The following is a 17790-nucleotide window of genomic DNA, read 5'->3' on the forward strand; positions in this document are numbered from 1 at the left end:
CAGGAGAGTGCTGTCAATCGGCATATCCGTCGCACTCGATGCTTTGCAAACGATAAACACACTGTAAGGATAACTTATGAATAAGACTCAGCTGATTGATGTAATTGCAGACAAGGCCGATCTGTCCAAGACCCAGGCGAAAGCCGCTCTGGAGTCTACCCTGGCTGCTATTACTGAGTCTCTGAAAGCAGGCGATGCCGTACAATTGGTTGGTTTCGGTACTTTTAAAGTGAATCATCGTAACGAGCGCACTGGCCGTAACCCGCAGACCGGCAATGAGATCAAAATTGCCGCCGCCAACGTACCGGCGTTCGTTTCTGGCAAGGCATTGAAAGACGCGGTTAAGTAATAAGTCACGCGTGGTAAGCGCAGAATATGTAGTTGAGGGGGCGATGACGCCCCTTTTGTCTATGTGCCGTCGGGTACGTGGGCTGTTGCCGGTCGCACTGCTGCTGACCGGCTGCCATTCCGCTGCGCCGGTGGCGCCGTTTACCGCGACGGGCTATATCGCGGACGGCGGGATCGTTCGACTCTGGCGCCTGGAGGGGGCGGGACATCAGCCTCAGGCGATGATGCGGGTATTTACCCCGCTGGATGGCACTGAGACACAGATCGATCGCTATACCTACCGCGACGGACATCTGTACCAGATCCTGCAGCAGACGGGACAGGGTAATGACGATGTGCTGCAGCTGCGCTTCGATATGCAGGGCGCGCTGAGCTATATGCAGCGTCTGCGCAATGGGAGCAAGGAGATGCCGGGGAGCGACGAGGTCGCCAAAGCCCAGTATCAGGCCCGCCATGCGCAGGAGATGGCGGCGACGCTGGTGGCCGGTGGGGTAAATCTCATCCAGGGGCGTTGGCAGGGGGGAATATTTACGCGCTGCGATGGTCAGGTCGCGCCGCTGCCGCTCTCCGGCTGGCAGGCGGCACAGCTGGCGCGGCGAGAAGCCAATAGCCGTGGCCCGCTATGGGTGGCCTGGCTGTCGGCTCCGGAGGGCGCGCAGCTACTGCAGGTCGCCAATCATAACATCTGCGCCTGGGCACCGACGGAAAAAACAGTGTAAAAGCCGGCTTAGCGCCGGCTTGATAGTCTGAGCGCTAGCGCTGTAGCGCCCGGTAGCCGATATCGCGGCGGCAGAATCCGCCCTCCCAGCTCAACGTATCGGCCAGACGGTAGGCATTGCGCTGCGCTTCGGCAATGTCCTCGCCCAGCGCTGTCGCGCACAGTACTCGTCCACCGCAGGTTTCGACCTCGCCCTGTGCATTCAGCCGGGTTCCGGCGTGAAACACCTTGGCCTGCGCGCTGCCAGGGGGGAGACCGTGAATGACGTCGCCCTGACGATAGTCGCCCGGGTATCCGCCCGCGGCCAATACGACGCCCAGCGCGGGGCGCGGATCCCATGCCGATGACTGGCGATCCAGGGTGCCGTTGGCACCGGCCAGGCACAGCGCGACCAGATCGGACTGCATGCGCATCATGATGGGCTGGGTCTCCGGATCGCCAAAGCGACAGTTAAACTCAATGACCTTTGGCTCGCCGTCGGCAGAGATCATCAGGCCGGCATACAGGAAACCGGTATAGGGGGCGCCCTCCTGCGCCATACCGCGTACGGTTGGCCAAATCACCTGCTCCATGACCCGCTGATGCACCGCGTCGCTGACCACCGGCGCCGGCGAATAGGCTCCCATACCACCGGTATTGGGGCCGCTGTCACCATCGCCAACTCGCTTATGATCCTGGCTGGTGGCCATCGGCAGCACGTGTTCGCCGTCGACCATCACGATAAAGCTGGCCTCTTCTCCTTCCAAAAACTCCTCGACGACAATGCGGTGCCCTGCATCGCCAAAGGCGTTACCGGCCAGCATATCGTGGACGGCGGCTTCGGCGTCCTCCTGCGTCATCGCGACGATCACCCCTTTACCTGCGGCCAGTCCATCGGCCTTGATCACGATCGGTGCGCCCTGTTCACGCACGTAGGCCAGCGCCGGCTCGATCTCGGTAAAATTACGGTAGGTGGCGGTAGGGATACGTTGACGCGCCAGGAAGTCTTTGCTGAACGCTTTGGAACCTTCGAGGCGGGCGGCGCTTTGGCTCGGGCCGAAGATAGTCAGCCCCGCCGCGCGGAAGGCGTCGACCACCCCGAGCACCAGCGGCGCCTCTGGGCCGACGATAGTGAGCCCGACCTGATGGTGCAAAGCAAACGCAACCAACGCATCGATATCGGTCGCGGCGATATCGATGTTCTCCAGCGCAGGCTCCTGCGCAGTGCCGGCGTTGCCCGGCGCGACAAATACGCGTTCGGCCAGCGGAGACTGGGCTGCTTTCCAAGCCAGGGCATGTTCACGCCCACCGCTGCCGATAATCAAAATATTCATGATGGTCACCTGTGAGCCGCGGGAGGCCCGCGGCGATTAGCTTAGTGGCGGAAGTGGCGCATGCCGGTAAAGATCATGGCGATGCCGTGTTCGTTAGCGGCGGCAATGACCTCGTCATCGCGGATAGAGCCCCCCGGCTGGATGACGCAGCGGATCCCGACGGCGGCGGCGGCATCGATACCGTCACGGAATGGGAAGAAGGCATCGGATGCCATCACGGATCCGGCGACCTGTAGACCCTCGTCCGCGGCTTTGATACCGGCAATTTTGGCTGAATAGACCCTGCTCATCTGTCCGGCCCCGATGCCAACGGTCATGTTATCCCGTGCATAGACGATGGCGTTGGACTTAACAAACTTGGCGACTTTCCAGCAGAACAAGGCATCGCGCAGCTCCTGCTCGCTGGGCTGGCGTTCGGTGACCACGCGCAGATCGGCGACATCCACCATGCCCAGATCGCGATCCTGCACCAATAGCCCCCCATTGACCCGTTTAAAGTCCAGACCGGGGACGCGTGCCTCCCACGCGCCGCAGGCCAGAACACGCACGTTTTGCTTGGCGCTGAGGAGATCCAGGGCGTCCTCTGTCACATGGGGTGCGATGATGACCTCAACGAATTGGCGCGCGATGATGGCCTGAGCGGTCTTGGCATCCAGCGTACGGTTAAAGGCTATGATGCCGCCAAAGGCGGAGGTGGGATCGGTCTGGTAGGCACGCTCATAGGCATCGAACGGATCGTCGCCGAGCGCAACGCCGCAGGGGTTGGCATGTTTGACGATGACGCAGGCCGGCTCGGCAAAGCTCTTGACGCACTCCAGCGCGGCGTCAGTATCGGCAATGTTATTGTAGGACAGCGCCTTCCCCTGAAGCTGCTGGGCAGTAGCGATGCAGGCTTCAACCTGTGGCTCTTCAATATAGAAGGCGGCCTGCTGGTGGCCGTTTTCGCCGTAGCGCATATCCTGTTTTTTTACTAGGTTAAGGTTTAGCGTCCGCGGGAAGCGGCCGCTTGGACTATGGATATCGCCGTGGTAGGGGGCGACCAGCGAACCAAAGTAGTTGGCGATCATACTGTCGTAGGCGGCCGTATGCTCAAAGGCCTTAATGGCTAGGTCGAAGCGGGTGGCCTGCGTCAGGGCTCCGTGGTGGGCATCCATTTCGGCAATAATGTTCTCAAAGTCACCGTTGTTAACCACGATAGCCACATCGTTATGGTTCTTCGCCGCGGAGCGCACCATGGTCGGCCCGCCGATATCGATATTCTCCACCGCGTCCTCCTGCGAACAGTCGGGACGCGCAACGGTTTGAGCAAAGGGATAGAGATTGACGACGACCATATCGATGGGCTGAATACCATGCTGCTGCATAACGGCTGCGTCGCGATCGCGACGTCCGAGGATCCCACCGTGAACCTTGGGATGCAGGGTCTTGACACGTCCATCCATCATCTCAGGAAAGCCCGTGTAGTCGGAAACCTCGGTAACCGGCAGGCCGGCCTGTGACAGGAGGCGGGCGGTACCGCCGGTGGAGAGCAGTTCAACGCCGCGTAGATGTAAGGCCTGGGCGAATTCGACGATACCGGATTTATCGGAGACACTCAGCAGTGCGCGGCGAACAGGACGACTGTGTTGCATGGTGGTTATATCCCTCGGCAATGGATCGCAGTAAATCCTACTTATATATACCCATTAGAATTTGCTGCGAATGAAGCGGAATGTTGATGCGCGATGATTTTAACGAAAACGTTTGCGTAAAGCTCGACAAATTTTTGCCGGCGCCACCTTTGTGGATAACTCTGTGCGTAATGAGGTATAAGCAGTTCAATTGCTGTGTAATGCGCCATTCGGTTCATTTGGGGCAAAATAGCGGTTGCGCCCGGTAAAACAGGCCCTATAATGCGCCTCCATCGACACGGCACATGTGAACAACATCACAGGATGAGCCGGGGAGAGTGAGAGTGAAACGGTAAATTAAACGTTGACTCTCACCGAGGAAAGCGTAATATACGCCACCTCGACTTGGTAAGGAGAACTTGCTAAGTCACTGCTCTTTAACAAATTATCAGACAATCTGTGTGGGCACTCGCAAGATTCGTATTAAGCATTCCTCGGAATGCCAAAATATTTAAAGTCTTGAAGAGTGACAGCAGTTAATTCATTACGAATAAACAGTTTAATTTCTTTGAGCATCAAGCTTTTAATTGAAGAGTTTGATCATGGCTCAGATTGAACGCTGGCGGCAGGCTTAACACATGCAAGTCGAGCGGTAGCAGGGAGAAAGCTTGCTTTCTCCGCTGACGAGCGGCGGACGGGTGAGTAATGTCTGGGGATCTGCCTGATGGAGGGGGATAACTACTGGAAACGGTAGCTAATACCGCATAACGTCGCAAGACCAAAGTGGGGGACCTTCGGGCCTCATGCCATCAGATGAACCCAGATGGGATTAGCTAGTAGGTGAGGTAATGGCTCACCTAGGCGACGATCCCTAGCTGGTCTGAGAGGATGACCAGCCACACTGGAACTGAGACACGGTCCAGACTCCTACGGGAGGCAGCAGTGGGGAATATTGCACAATGGGCGCAAGCCTGATGCAGCCATGCCGCGTGTATGAAGAAGGCCTTCGGGTTGTAAAGTACTTTCAGTAGGGAGGAAGGTGTGAACGTTAATAGCGTTCACAATTGACGTTACCTACAGAAGAAGCACCGGCTAACTCCGTGCCAGCAGCCGCGGTAATACGGAGGGTGCAAGCGTTAATCGGAATTACTGGGCGTAAAGCGCACGCAGGCGGTTTGTTAAGTTGGATGTGAAATCCCCGGGCTTAACCTGGGAACTGCATCCAAGACTGGCAAGCTAGAGTCTCGTAGAGGGAGGTAGAATTCCAGGTGTAGCGGTGAAATGCGTAGAGATCTGGAGGAATACCGGTGGCGAAGGCGGCCTCCTGGACGAAGACTGACGCTCAGGTGCGAAAGCGTGGGGAGCAAACAGGATTAGATACCCTGGTAGTCCACGCTGTAAACGATGTCGATTTGGAGGTTGTGCCCTTGAGGCGTGGCTTCCGAAGCTAACGCGTTAAATCGACCGCCTGGGGAGTACGGCCGCAAGGTTAAAACTCAAATGAATTGACGGGGGCCCGCACAAGCGGTGGAGCATGTGGTTTAATTCGATGCAACGCGAAGAACCTTACCTACTCTTGACATCCAGCGAATCCTGTAGAGATACGGGAGTGCCTTCGGGAACGCTGAGACAGGTGCTGCATGGCTGTCGTCAGCTCGTGTTGTGAAATGTTGGGTTAAGTCCCGCAACGAGCGCAACCCTTATCCTTTGTTGCCAGCGGTTCGGCCGGGAACTCAAAGGAGACTGCCAGTGATAAACTGGAGGAAGGTGGGGATGACGTCAAGTCATCATGGCCCTTACGAGTAGGGCTACACACGTGCTACAATGGCGTATACAAAGAGAAGCGACCTCGCGAGAGCAAGCGGACCTCATAAAGTACGTCGTAGTCCGGATTGGAGTCTGCAACTCGACTCCATGAAGTCGGAATCGCTAGTAATCGTGGATCAGAATGCCACGGTGAATACGTTCCCGGGCCTTGTACACACCGCCCGTCACACCATGGGAGTGGGTTGCAAAAGAAGTAGGTAGCTTAACCTTCGGGAGGGCGCTTACCACTTTGTGATTCATGACTGGGGTGAAGTCGTAACAAGGTAACCGTAGGGGAACCTGCGGTTGGATCACCTCCTTACCTGAAGATACGAAATTGTGTAGTGCTCACACAGATTGTCTGATAGATGTTCGAGCAAACGCGTCTGCGAAGCCGACCCTTGTGTCCCCTTCGTCTAGAGGCCTAGGACACCGCCCTTTCACGGCGGTAACAGGGGTTCGAATCCCCTAGGGGACGCCATTTGCGGTATCGGGTGAAAGACGGTGCCAACAGTATTGCAAAACGGACTTACGAGTCATGTTTGCAATATTTTGCTCTTTAACAATCTGGAACAAGCTGAAAATTCGAAAACAATCGAATTGCTTTTAATAAGTGATTCGAGAGTCTCTCAAATGCTTACAGCACGAAGTGAAACACCTTCGGGTTGTGAGGTTAAGTGACTAAGCGTACACGGTGGATGCCTAGGCAGTCAGAGGCGATGAAGGACGTGCTAATCTGCGATAAGCGTCGGTGAGCTGATATGAAGCATTATTAGCCGGCGATGTCCGAATGGGGAAACCCAGTGCAATCCGTTGCACTATCGTTAAGTGAATACATAGCTTAACGAGGCGAACCAGGGGAACTGAAACATCTAAGTACCCTGAGGAAAAGAAATCAACCGAGATTCCCCTAGTAGCGGCGAGCGAACGGGGAAGAGCCCAGAACCTGAATCAGTTTGTGCATTAGTGGAAGCGTCTGGAAAGTCGCGCGATACAGGGTGATAGCCCCGTACACGAAGGTGCACAGCTGTGAGTTCGATGAGTAGGGCGGGACACGTGTTATCCTGTCTGAATATGGGGGGACCATCCTCCAAGGCTAAATACTCCTGACTGACCGATAGTGAACCAGTACCGTGAGGGAAAGGCGAAAAGAACCCCGGCGAGGGGAGTGAAATAGAACCTGAAACCGTGTACGTACAAGCAGTGGGAGCATCCTTCGGGGTGTGACTGCGTACCTTTTGTATAATGGGTCAGCGACTTATATTTTGTAGCAAGGTTAACCGAATAGGGGAGCCGTAGGGAAACCGAGTCTTAACTGGGCGTCTAGTTGCAAGGTATAGACCCGAAACCCGGTGATCTAGCCATGGGCAGGTTGAAGGTTGGGTAACACTAACTGGAGGACCGAACCGACTAATGTTGAAAAATTAGCGGATGACTTGTGGCTGGGGGTGAAAGGCCAATCAAACCGGGAGATAGCTGGTTCTCCCCGAAAGCTATTTAGGTAGCGCCTCGTGAACTCATCTTCGGGGGTAGAGCACTGTTTCGGCTAGGGGGTCATCCCGACTTACCAACCCGATGCAAACTACGAATACCGAAGAATGTTATCACGGGAGACACACGGCGGGTGCTAACGTCCGTCGTGAAGAGGGAAACAACCCAGACCGCCAGCTAAGGTCCCAAAGTCATGGTTAAGTGGGAAACGATGTGGGAAGGCATAGACAGCCAGGATGTTGGCTTAGAAGCAGCCATCATTTAAAGAAAGCGTAATAGCTCACTGGTCGAGTCGGCCTGCGCGGAAGATGTAACGGGGCTAAACCATGCACCGAAGCTGCGGCAGCGACGCTTAGGCGTTGTTGGGTAGGGGAGCGTTCTGTAAGCCGTTGAAGGTGGCCTGTGAGGGCTGCTGGAGGTATCAGAAGTGCGAATGCTGACATAAGTAACGATAAAGCGGGTGAAAAGCCCGCTCGCCGGAAGACCAAGGGTTCCTGTCCAACGTTAATCGGGGCAGGGTAAGTCGACCCCTAAGGCGAGGCCGAAAGGCGTAGTCGATGGGAAACAGGTTAATATTCCTGTACTTGGTGTTATTGCGAAGGGGGGACGGAGAAGGCTAGACCGGCCGGGCGACGGTTGTCCCGGTTTAAGCGTGTAGGTGTGATGACCTGGCAAATCCGGTCATCTTTAACACTGAGGCGTGATGACGAGGCACTACGGTGCTGAAGTGGTTAATGCCCTGCTTCCAGGAAAAGCCTCTAAGCTCCAGATAACACTGAATCGTACCCCAAACCGACACAGGTGGTCAGGTAGAGAATACCAAGGCGCTTGAGAGAACTCGGGTGAAGGAACTAGGCAAAATGGTGCCGTAACTTCGGGAGAAGGCACGCTGGCATGTAGGTGAAGTCCCTTGCGGATGGAGCCGAAGCCAGTCGAAGATACCAGCTGGCTGCAACTGTTTAATAAAAACACAGCACTCTGCAAACACGAAAGTGGACGTATAGGGTGTGACGCCTGCCCGGTGCTGGAAGGTTAATTGATGGGGTCAGCCGTAAGGCGAAGCTCTTGATCGAAGCCCCAGTAAACGGCGGCCGTAACTATAACGGTCCTAAGGTAGCGAAATTCCTTGTCGGGTAAGTTCCGACCTGCACGAATGGCGTAATGATGGCCAGGCTGTCTCCACCCGAGACTCAGTGAAATTGAACTCGCTGTGAAGATGCAGTGTACCCGCGGCAAGACGGAAAGACCCCGTGAACCTTTACTATAGCTTGACACTGAACATTGAACCTTGATGTGTAGGATAGGTGGGAGGCTTTGAAGTGTGGACGCCAGTCTGCATGGAGCCGACCTTGAAATACCACCCTTTAATGTTTGATGTTCTAACCTGGCCCCGTGATCCGGGGTAGGGACAGTGTCTGGTGGGTAGTTTGACTGGGGCGGTCTCCTCCCAAAGAGTAACGGAGGAGCACGAAGGTTAGCTAATCCTGGTCGGACATCAGGAGGTTAGTGCAAAGGCATAAGCTAGCTTGACTGCGAGAGTGACGGCTCGAGCAGGTGCGAAAGCAGGTCTTAGTGATCCGGTGGTTCTGAATGGAAGGGCCATCGCTCAACGGATAAAAGGTACTCCGGGGATAACAGGCTGATACCGCCCAAGAGTTCATATCGACGGCGGTGTTTGGCACCTCGATGTCGGCTCATCACATCCTGGGGCTGAAGTAGGTCCCAAGGGTATGGCTGTTCGCCATTTAAAGTGGTACGCGAGCTGGGTTTAGAACGTCGTGAGACAGTTCGGTCCCTATCTGCCGTGGGCGTTGGAAGATTGAGAGGGGCTGCTCCTAGTACGAGAGGACCGGAGTGGACGCACCGCTGGTGTTCGGGTTGTGATGCCAATTGCATTGCCCGGTAGCTACGTGCGGAAAAGATAAGCGCTGAAAGCATCTAAGCGCGAAACTTGCCTCGAGATGAGTCTTCCCTTGGGCCTTGAGCCCACTGAAGGAACGTTTAAGACTAAGACGTTGATAGGCTGGGTGTGTAAGCGTAGCGATACGTTGAGCTAACCAGTACTAATGATCCGTGAGACTTAACCTTACAACACCGAAGGTGTTTTTAGAGAGACGAATTTAGCTTGTTCAAGATTGGAACCGATGGCCAGTGATGGCGGTTGGTAAAACAGAATTTGCCTGGCGGCGATAGCGCGGTGGTCCCACCTGACCCCATGCCGAACTCAGAAGTGAAACGCCGTAGCGCCGATGGTAGTGTGGGGTCTCCCCATGCGAGAGTAGGGAACTGCCAGGCATCAAACAAACGGAAAGACCCCATGCGCAAGCATGGGGTCTTTTTGTTTATCGAGGTTTTGCCGGGCAGTGGGTGACTCCTGAGGCGAACCGCGGCGCCGGCCGTGGAGCAGAACGGAACGTCTAGGAAGCGATGTCTGAAAGCCGGGGGCCTTGGGTTTATCCGCCCGGCGACGCTGGCGCTGCCGCACCGGCGTTAGCGGATCTCCCCGATGGGCAATACGCGGCGACCGAGCTGGCCATTGATCACCTCGGCCATGGCCAGGTAGATGGCGCTGGCGCCACAGATGATCCCTTCAACGCCGGCGATATGGAGTAAGCCCGCATTGCCGGTCAGATTGCCATAGGCCAGCAGAAAAAACAGGAGGGTTAGGCTGGCAAAGACAAACTGCAGTGCCCGATTAGCGCGTAGGGTGCCAAAGAACATGAAGAGCGTAAAGATCCCCCATAGCGCCAGATAGGCCGCCAGCGACGGCGGCGTGACGGCATCCGCCAACCCCATTTTGGGTAATAGCAGCAGGGCAACCAGCGTGAGCCAGAATGCGCCATAGGCGGTAAAGGCGGTCAGTCCGAAGGTATTGCCTTTGCGGAACTCCAGCAGTCCGGCGAAGATCTGCGCCAGCCCGCCAAAAAAGATCCCCATTGCGAGGATCATCGCATCCAGTGCGAATATGCCCGCATTGTGCATATTGAGCAGCACCGTGGTCATTCCGAATCCCATTAGCCCCAGCGGCGCGGGATTAGCCAGTTCGTTGTGCATAAAGACTCCTCGTGCCGCGCAGGCAGTATCGGTCCGTGCGGCGTTATGAATGAGGCGGAGCGCGCTTCTCCGCCGTAAGTGCCGCTAACGCGGCTGCATAGCCTGTTTCTCTTCCAGCAGTTTTTCTACGACGCCAGGATCGGCCAGCGTTGAGGTATCTCCCAGATTACTGATATCGCCGCTGGCAATTTTGCGCAGGATACGACGCATGATCTTGCCGGAGCGGGTTTTGGGCAGCGCATCGGTCCAGTGTAGGATGTCCGGTGTGGCAATGGGGCCAATCTCTTTACGTACCCAGTCGCGGACCTCGGCGTACAGCGCGGGCGATGGCTCCTCTCCTACGTTCAGTGTGATATAGGCATAAATCGCCTGTCCTTTAATGCTGTGAGGGATCCCGACGACGGCCGCTTCGGCGATCTTCGGGTGTGCGACCAGCGCTGATTCGATCTCCGCCGTGCCCAGGCGGTGTCCTGAGACGTTGAGTACATCGTCGACGCGACCGGTTATCCAGTAATAGCCGTCTTCGTCGCGTCGGGCACCGTCGCCGCTGAAATACATGCCCTTGAAGGTGGAGAAGTAGGTTTGCTCAAAGCGCTCATGGGCACCAAACAATGTACGCGCCTGTCCAGGCCAAGAGTCTAGGATCACCAGATTACCTTCACAGGCGCCTTCCAAGATCTCCCCGCTGTTATCGACCAGGGCGGGCTGTACGCCAAAAAAGGGGCGGGTTGCCGATCCGGCTTTAAGCACGGTGGCGCCGGGCAGCGGGGTGATCATAAAGCCGCCGGTTTCGGTCTGCCACCAGGTATCCATGATCGGGCAGCGGCCGTTGCCGATGGTATGGTAATACCACTCCCAGGCCTCGGGATTGATCGGTTCGCCGACCGATCCCATTATGCGCAGCGAGGTCCGGCGAGTGCCGGAGACGGCGCGCTGCCCCTCGGCCATCAGCGCGCGGATCGCCGTCGGCGCGGTATACAGAATATTGACCTGGTGCTTGTCTACGATCTGACTGAGGCGATTAATGCCGGGGTAATTGGGGACCCCCTCGAACATCAGCGTTATGGCACCGTTGGCCAAGGGGCCATACAGCAGGTAGCTGTGGCCGGTGACCCAGCCGACGTCCGCCGTACACCAGTAAATATCGCCGGGATGGTAGTCAAACACATACTTAAAGGTGGTCGCTGCGTAGACCAGATAGCCGCCGGTGCTGTGCAGTACACCCTTCGGTTTGCCGGTCGATCCGGAGGTATACAGAATAAACAGCGGATCTTCGGCGTTCATCTCCACCGCCGGACAGTGTTCATCGGCCTGGGCCATCAGCTCATGCCACCAACGATCGCGACCGCTGTCCCATTCGCCCGCGCCGCCGGTACGGCGGAATACCACGACATGGCGCACGCTGTTGACCTGGGGGTGCTGCAACGATTCGTCGACGTTGCGCTTGAGTGGAATGGTTCGCCCGGCGCGAACCCCCTCATCTGCCGTGATCACCAGTTTGGCTCCAGAGTCGATAATGCGCCCGGCAACCGCCTCTGGGGAAAAACCGCCGAAGATCACGGAGTGAATGGCGCCAATCCGCGCGCAGGCCAGCATGGCAACTGCCGCTTCGACCACCATGGGCATATAGATTGCGACGACGTCGCCCTTTTCTACCTGCAGTGATTTCAGCACATTGGCGAATCGGCAGACCTCAGCGTGCAGCTGGCGATAGGTTACCCTGCGGCTCTCCTGCGGATCGTCGCCCTCCCAGATGATGGCCGTCTGCTCACCGCGTTCAGCCAGATGGCGATCCAGACAGTTGGCCGCTAGGTTGAGGGAACCATCCTCAAACCAACGGATATTGATATGGCCTGGATCGAAGGAGGTATTCTTCACTCGGCTGTAGGGGGTTATCCAGCTGATGATCTGTCCCTGTTCAGCCCAGAACGCCTCGGGATCCTCGACGGAGGCCAGGTACATTTCACGGTACATTTCCGCATTGATAAAGGCGTGCTGGGCAATATCCGCTGGAACAGGGTAGGTATGGATCTGGCTCATGCTGCGTCTCCGCGCCAATGTTAATAATATGTCAATATAGAGTTAATTTTAGCCTCGGTTAGCGAGTTGTGTATTTTTTGCGCGCACGATCACGTAATAAAACGCAGCGCGGCGCCGCAGTACGGAGAATGTTCCGATGGCGCGAACGTATGCTGAACGACAGTGCATCGCCCCAACTTGGTGCCCCAAATTGGGGCGTGCGAGAGCGTGCGTCGAGGGAGAGGCGGGCCATCGGATGTCATGGGCCGTCGCGATATCGTTAAGATTGCCTCTGGTTTTATTCACCGGCGAACTATTGGCTGTATAACAGCATATTGTTCTTTTATTCAGGTTGAATTGTCGCCATCCGGAGGGATATGCCGTCTTGTGGCATAAATTATGCTTATATCGCTAGGGAGTGACGAGCAGCGGGACAGGCTGTGGCGGGGGATCGCCGTCGGGAAGTGGCAAGAGATAAAAAAGGGCGCCGCGGCGCCCAATAAGAATGAGGTGGTAGAGTGACGAAACGATTTAAATTGACCCTGGCGTGGCAGATTGTTACTGCGCTGATTTTAGGGATTGCGGTGGGTGCGGCACTGCATGATCAAACCGAATCGCGCCAGTGGCTGGTCAGCAATGTGCTGGGACCCGCGGGCGATATTTTTATTCGCCTGATTAAGATGATTGTTATCCCGATTGTGATCTCGACGCTGATTGTCGGGATTGCCGGCGTCGGCGATGCGAAAAAGCTGGGGCGTATTGGCCTGAAGACCATCCTCTATTTCGAGCTGATCACCACGGTGGCCATCGTCGTGGGCATTACGCTGGCTAACCTGTTTCAGCCGGGACTGGGCGTCGATATGAGCCATCTGGCTGCGGTCGACATCTCACAGTATGAGCGGACTACCGAGCAGGTGCAGAGCGGGGCGCACAGCCTGATCGGTACGCTGCTGGCGCTGATACCGGCGAACCTGTTCTCGGCCATGGCAAAGGGCGAGATCTTGCCGATTATTTTTTTCTCTGTGCTGTTTGGCCTGGGGCTCTCTTCTCTGCCGGTAGAGCATAAGGAGCCGCTGCTGCGGGTGTTCCGCGCGGTTTCCGAAAGCATGTTTAAAGTAACCCATATGATCATGCGCTATGCCCCGATCGGGGTCTTTGGCCTGATCTCGGTAACGGTGGCTAACTTCGGCTTTGCCTCGCTGATCCCGCTGGCCAAGCTGGTGCTGTTGGTCTACGCGGCGATCCTGTTTTTTGCCCTGGTGGTGTTGGGCGCAGTGGCTCGCCTGTGTCACCTGCGTATCTGGACGCTGATCGTGATATTGAAAGATGAGCTGATCCTGGCCTACTCCACCGCCAGCTCTGAAACCGTGCTGCCGCGCATTATGGAAAAGATGGAGGCCTATGGCGCGCCGAAATCGATCACCAGCTTTGTGGTGCCGACGGGCTATTCGTTTAATCTGGATGGCTCGACGCTATACCAGAGCATCGCCGCGATTTTTATCGCCCAGCTGTACGGCATTCAGCTGTCGCTCGGTCAGGAGATTATCCTGGTTCTGACCCTGATGGTGACCTCCAAAGGCATCGCCGGCGTCCCCGGCGTCTCGTTTGTGGTGCTGCTGGCGACGCTGGGCAGCGTCGGTATTCCGCTGGAAGGACTGGCCTTTATTGCCGGGGTCGATCGGATTCTGGATATGGCGCGCACGGCGCTGAATGTGGTAGGTAACGCATTGGCCGTACTGGTGGTTGCCAAGTGGGAGCATCAGTTCGATCGCGCTAAGGCGCGCACCTATGAGGCGCGGATGCATACTCCACAGGGCGTGGCACAGCAGGATTTATTATAGCCGCGCGGTGGCGTTGAAAAAAACAAGGGCGGAAAATCCGCCCTTTCTTATACGTTGCCATCCGCGCCAACGCTATTTAGCGCACGCCCCCGCCGGGGATCGGCCCATTGGCTTTGGCGGCCTGGGCCGCATCATCGGGGGCAATGCTGTCGGCCGCCGTCGGGACCGGTTTACTCAGATCGCCGTTGAGCGCCAGCAGATCGTTTTGGTTGAGCGTGCCCAGCGCATACTTGATGTTTAGCTGGCTGATCAGATAGTCATAGCGCGCGTTGGCCAGGTTCTGCTTGGCGTTGTACAGCGCCGTGGTGGCGTTCAGCACATCGACGATGGTGCGGGTGCCTACTTGATAGCCGGCCTGGGTCGCATCCAAGGAGCTTTGTGCTGAGACCACGGCCTGTTTATAGGCAGATACGCCGCTGATGGCGGCAGAGATATTGTTGAAGGAGGAGCGGACATTCTGCACCACGCTGCGGTGGGCGCTGTCCAGGGCCTCGCTGGCGCCGACAAAGTTGTACTGTGCCTGTTTCACCTGTGAGTTGGTGGCGCCGCCGGAATACAGCGGCAGGTTAAAGCTCAGGCCTACGGTGTTCTGTCCCTGATAGCTGCTGCCGTTGCCTCCCCTCAGCGTTTCTTTCTGCGCGTTGGAGAGGGAGTTATAGTCGGTATTGCTGACGCCGGTGGAGGCTGTCAGATTCAGGGTCGGCATATAGCCGGTTTCGGCATACTTGATCTGCTGACGCGCCAGGTCCTGGCTCAGGCGGGCGCTTAACAGCTGTAGGTTGCGCTTCTCGGCCTCTTGCAGCAGCGCTTTCACATCGTCAGGACGCTTGGTGCTGAAGCGATCGATATTCAGAGCGGAGAGCTGCGGATAGTACTGGCCGGTGATCTGGCGCAGGGCCTCCAGCGAGTTATCCAGATTGTTGCGTGCGCTGACCTCTTGGGCCAGCACCTGATCGTACTGCGCTCGGGCGTTCTGTACGTCGGTAATAGCCACCAGGCCGACGTTGAAGCGCTGGGTCGTCTGATCGAGCTGATTGTAAATCGCCTGTTTGTTGGCTTCGGTATAGGTCAGCTGATCGATAGCGCGTAGCACGTTAAAGTAGGCGGTGGCAGTATTCAGCATCAGCGTCTGTTCAGAGGACTGATAGGAGACATCCTGAATCCCGGCCTGCTTTTCGGTCAGCGATAGCTGACGCCATTTGGACATATCGAAGATTGTCTGCGTCAGCGCCAGGGTAGCCCCGTAATTATTTGAGTTCAGGCCGCTGCTGTCGCGAAAGCCGTTGGTATAGGTATAGTCAGCGCCAAGCCCCAGCTGCGGCAGCAGCGGGCTGCGGGACTCATTGATCTTTTCAAACGCAGCGTCGCGGTTAGCGGCGGCCTGACGGAGATCCGGGTTGCTTTCTTTGGCCTGCTGATATACCTGCATCAGGTTTTCTGCCTGACTTAATGCACTGAAGCCACTGAGGCTTAGGCCAATAAGAAGAGGGAGCAGTTTCTTCATTTGCATTCCTTGTTATGCAGAAAATATGGTTAGCGTGGCACAGACCTAACGTCTTAGACTGCCAATTTTACCAGAGAGCTTCCTCTGGGACGGGTGGCCGAATGTGCCATTCTTGCTAAATCATCCAAGTTTAAGAGCGCTAACCGTCTCGCTAAAGTGTACGACTTGCTTAGGTTCAGGTCCGGTGCTCTTTCAATCAGTAAGGATATTACGTTATGTGTGTCGACAAACCCAGCCCCGTCACCTTCGGCAAAGATGATGTGGAAATTATTGCACGGGAAACCTGCTACCGTGGTTTTTTTTCACTCGATCGCTACCGTTTCCGTCACCGTCTGTTTAACGGCGAAATGAGCGGCGAAGTGGTGCGCGAGGTCTTTGAGCGCGGTCACGCGGCGGTGCTGTTGCCCTATGATCCGCGCCGCGATGAGGTGGTCTTGATTGAACAGCTGCGCATGCCTGCCTACACCAGCAGCCGCACGCCCTGGCTGCTGGAAATGGTCGCGGGAATGATTGAGGCGGGTGAAAGCGTAGAGCAGGTGGCCCGGCGTGAGGCGCAGGAGGAGGCCGGGATTACCGTGGGGCGCTGCCAGCCGGTGCTGAGCTATTTGGCGAGTCCGGGAGGTACCAGCGAGCGGTTGTCCATTGTGGTCGGCGAGGTTGACGCAGCCACGGCATCCGGGGTGCATGGGCTGGCGGAGGAGCATGAGGATATTCGTGTCCACGTGGTCAGCCGTGAGCAGGCATATCGCTGGGTAGAGCAGGGCATTATCGACAACGCGGCGTCGGTGATCGCCCTGCAGTGGCTGGCTCTGCATCATCAGCGTTTGCGGGCGCAGTGGGCCTGAGCGGACGGCGAGCGAGCAGAGCTGTAAAAATTCAGACGCTCAGGGGATTGCCGGATCGGCGCGAGAGCCGATACCATTAACGCGACGGTCTGCCGTGGCCGGGCGCCTTGCGGGGCCCGGCCGACAGTCTCTGCCCCGGGAGCGTTCCGGCACGCATACCGTGTTATGGAATTGTGTGCAATACAGCAGATCTCCCGATTTAAAGCACGTTATGATAACCCGAATAAAAAGTTGCATCAGTGCGATGAAATGCATCAAATTAACTGGATTTCGGCAAGCGGATGCTCCGCAGGGTTGGGCGCAGATGCCGGGGGGGAGCGTATGCCGAGCGTTTTTTTAACTGTTCATTTCGATTTAGCCGTGTAACCGCCGTTTTGCAGGTTCTGACAGACTCAAGTCATAAAGGACGTTATTTGGAAAGCCTGTTTCATCTGGCCGTAGCGAGTGGGGCGCCGGTCAGATTATTGCAAATTACTGATACCCACCTATTTGCAGGGCAGCAAGAGACCCTGCTGGGGGTCAATACCTACCGCAGCTATCAGGCCGTGCTGGCGGCGATCCGCGCCGAGGCGCATCCGTTCGATCTTATCGTCGCGACGGGAGACCTCGCGCAGGATCACTCCGCTGCCGCCTATCAGCATTTTGCCGCAGGTGTTGCCGCGCTGCACAGGCCTTGCCTGTGGCTGCCGGGGAATCATGATTTTCAGCCAGCGATGGTCGACACGTTGGCGCAGGCCGGTGTACATGCGAACAAGCGGGCTCTGCTGGGGGACCGCTGGCAGATCGTCTTGCTGGACAGCCAGGTCGTTGGCGTGCCACACGGCGAGCTGAGCGATTATCAGCTCGAGTGGCTGGAGCAGACGCTGGCCAGCGAACCGCAGCGTCACACGATGCTTCTGCTGCACCATCATCCGCTGCCCTCAGGCTGTACCTGGCTGGATCAGCACAGTCTGCGCAATGCGCACGCGTTGGATGAGATCCTGCGGCGCTATCCCCAGGTCAACACGCTGGTGTGCGGCCACATTCATCAGGAGCTGGATCTGGACTGGAACGGCTGCCGCCTGCTGGCGACGCCGTCGACCTGCGTTCAGTTCAAACCGCTGTGCACTAATTTTACCATCGATACCATTTCTCCGGGCTGGCGCTATCTGACCCTGTATCCTGACGGGCGCGTGACCACGGCGGTGCATCGCCTGGCCAGCAGTGAGTTCAGGCCGGATTTGGACGCAGACGGCTATTGA

The 17790-nt window shown here is 56.8% G+C and carries 10 protein-coding genes, 1 tRNA gene, 3 rRNA genes and 1 pseudogene; 10 read left to right on the plus strand and 5 right to left on the minus strand.

The genetic code is table 11. The annotated features are described in order from the left end of the window. Window positions 1-76: 76 nt before the first annotated feature. Window positions 77-349 (plus strand): nucleoid-associated protein HU-alpha, encoded by a 273-nt coding sequence (gene hupA, locus ETEE_RS08780; RefSeq protein ID WP_012847061.1) that lies wholly within the window; start codon window positions 77-79, stop codon window positions 347-349. 43 nt (window positions 350-392) lie between these two features. Further along, a complete protein-coding gene (locus ETEE_RS08785; RefSeq protein ID WP_225865132.1) occupies window positions 393-1067 on the plus strand; it encodes a DUF1481 domain-containing protein in 675 nt (224 codons plus the stop codon). A gap of 34 nt (window positions 1068-1101) precedes the next feature. On the opposite strand, the gene purD is transcribed toward ETEE_RS08785, so the two are convergent. Then, window positions 1102-2379 carry a phosphoribosylamine--glycine ligase gene (gene purD, locus ETEE_RS08790; protein WP_034165775.1) on the minus strand — a complete coding sequence of 426 codons (1278 nt, stop codon included), beginning with the start codon at window positions 2377-2379 and terminating at the stop codon, window positions 1102-1104. A 41-nt stretch (window positions 2380-2420) separates the two neighbouring features. Beyond that, window positions 2421-4010: a bifunctional phosphoribosylaminoimidazolecarboxamide formyltransferase/IMP cyclohydrolase gene (purH, locus tag ETEE_RS08795; RefSeq protein ID WP_034165774.1), complete on the minus strand. Its 1590-nt coding sequence runs from the start codon at window positions 4008-4010 to the stop codon at window positions 2421-2423. A 563-nt stretch (window positions 4011-4573) separates the two neighbouring features. On the opposite strand from purH, the gene ETEE_RS08800 reads away from it, so the two are divergent. From ETEE_RS08800 to rrf, 4 genes are all read left to right on the plus strand, one after another. After that, window positions 4574-6117, plus strand: a 16S ribosomal RNA gene (locus tag ETEE_RS08800). Window positions 6118-6200: 83 nt separating this feature from the next. Continuing rightward, window positions 6201-6276: transfer RNA gene (locus tag ETEE_RS08805), tRNA-Glu, on the plus strand. A 190-nt stretch (window positions 6277-6466) separates the two neighbouring features. Then, window positions 6467-9374, plus strand: a 23S ribosomal RNA gene (locus tag ETEE_RS08810). A gap of 91 nt (window positions 9375-9465) precedes the next feature. Then, window positions 9466-9581, plus strand: a 5S ribosomal RNA gene (rrf, locus tag ETEE_RS08815). The 16S, 23S and 5S rRNA genes sit together here with 1 tRNA gene alongside, the layout of an rRNA operon. A 195-nt stretch (window positions 9582-9776) precedes the next feature. Here the strand turns inward: rrf and satP are convergent. Then, on the minus strand, window positions 9777-10340 hold the full coding sequence (gene satP, locus ETEE_RS08820) for an acetate uptake transporter (RefSeq protein ID WP_034163050.1): 564 nt from the start codon (window positions 10338-10340) through the stop codon (window positions 9777-9779). Window positions 10341-10424: 84 nt separating this feature from the next. After that, entirely contained in the window at window positions 10425-12380 is a 1956-nt protein-coding gene (gene acs / locus ETEE_RS08825) for an acetate--CoA ligase (protein WP_034163049.1), read from the minus strand. Window positions 12381-12877: 497 nt separating this feature from the next. Here acs and gltP point away from each other — a divergent pair, with 497 nt between their 5' ends. Continuing rightward, window positions 12878-14200: a glutamate/aspartate:proton symporter GltP gene (gene gltP, locus ETEE_RS08830; protein WP_034163048.1), complete on the plus strand. Its 1323-nt coding sequence runs from the start codon at window positions 12878-12880 to the stop codon at window positions 14198-14200. Window positions 14201-14276: 76 nt separating this feature from the next. Here the strand turns inward: gltP and tolC are convergent, their stop codons facing one another. Next, window positions 14277-15704 (minus strand): outer membrane channel protein TolC, encoded by a 1428-nt coding sequence (gene tolC / locus ETEE_RS08835; protein ID WP_034163047.1) that lies wholly within the window; start codon window positions 15702-15704, stop codon window positions 14277-14279. Window positions 15705-15919: 215 nt separating this feature from the next. Between tolC and nudF the strand changes: the two genes are divergently transcribed. From nudF to cpdA, 3 genes and pseudogenes are all read left to right on the plus strand, one after another. Continuing rightward, a complete protein-coding gene (nudF, locus tag ETEE_RS08840) occupies window positions 15920-16549 on the plus strand; it encodes an ADP-ribose diphosphatase (protein ID WP_034163046.1) in 630 nt (209 codons plus the stop codon). Window positions 16550-16699: 150 nt separating this feature from the next. Next, a pseudogene (locus ETEE_RS21875) lies at window positions 16700-16813 on the plus strand (DUF1249 domain-containing protein); the annotation flags it as partial. A gap of 149 nt (window positions 16814-16962) precedes the next feature. Further along, window positions 16963-17790: a 3',5'-cyclic-AMP phosphodiesterase gene (cpdA, locus tag ETEE_RS08845; RefSeq protein WP_034163045.1), complete on the plus strand. Its 828-nt coding sequence runs from the start codon at window positions 16963-16965 to the stop codon at window positions 17788-17790.

The organism is Edwardsiella anguillarum ET080813 (assembly GCF_000264765.2).
GTDB lineage: Bacteria > Pseudomonadota > Gammaproteobacteria > Enterobacterales > Enterobacteriaceae > Edwardsiella > Edwardsiella anguillarum.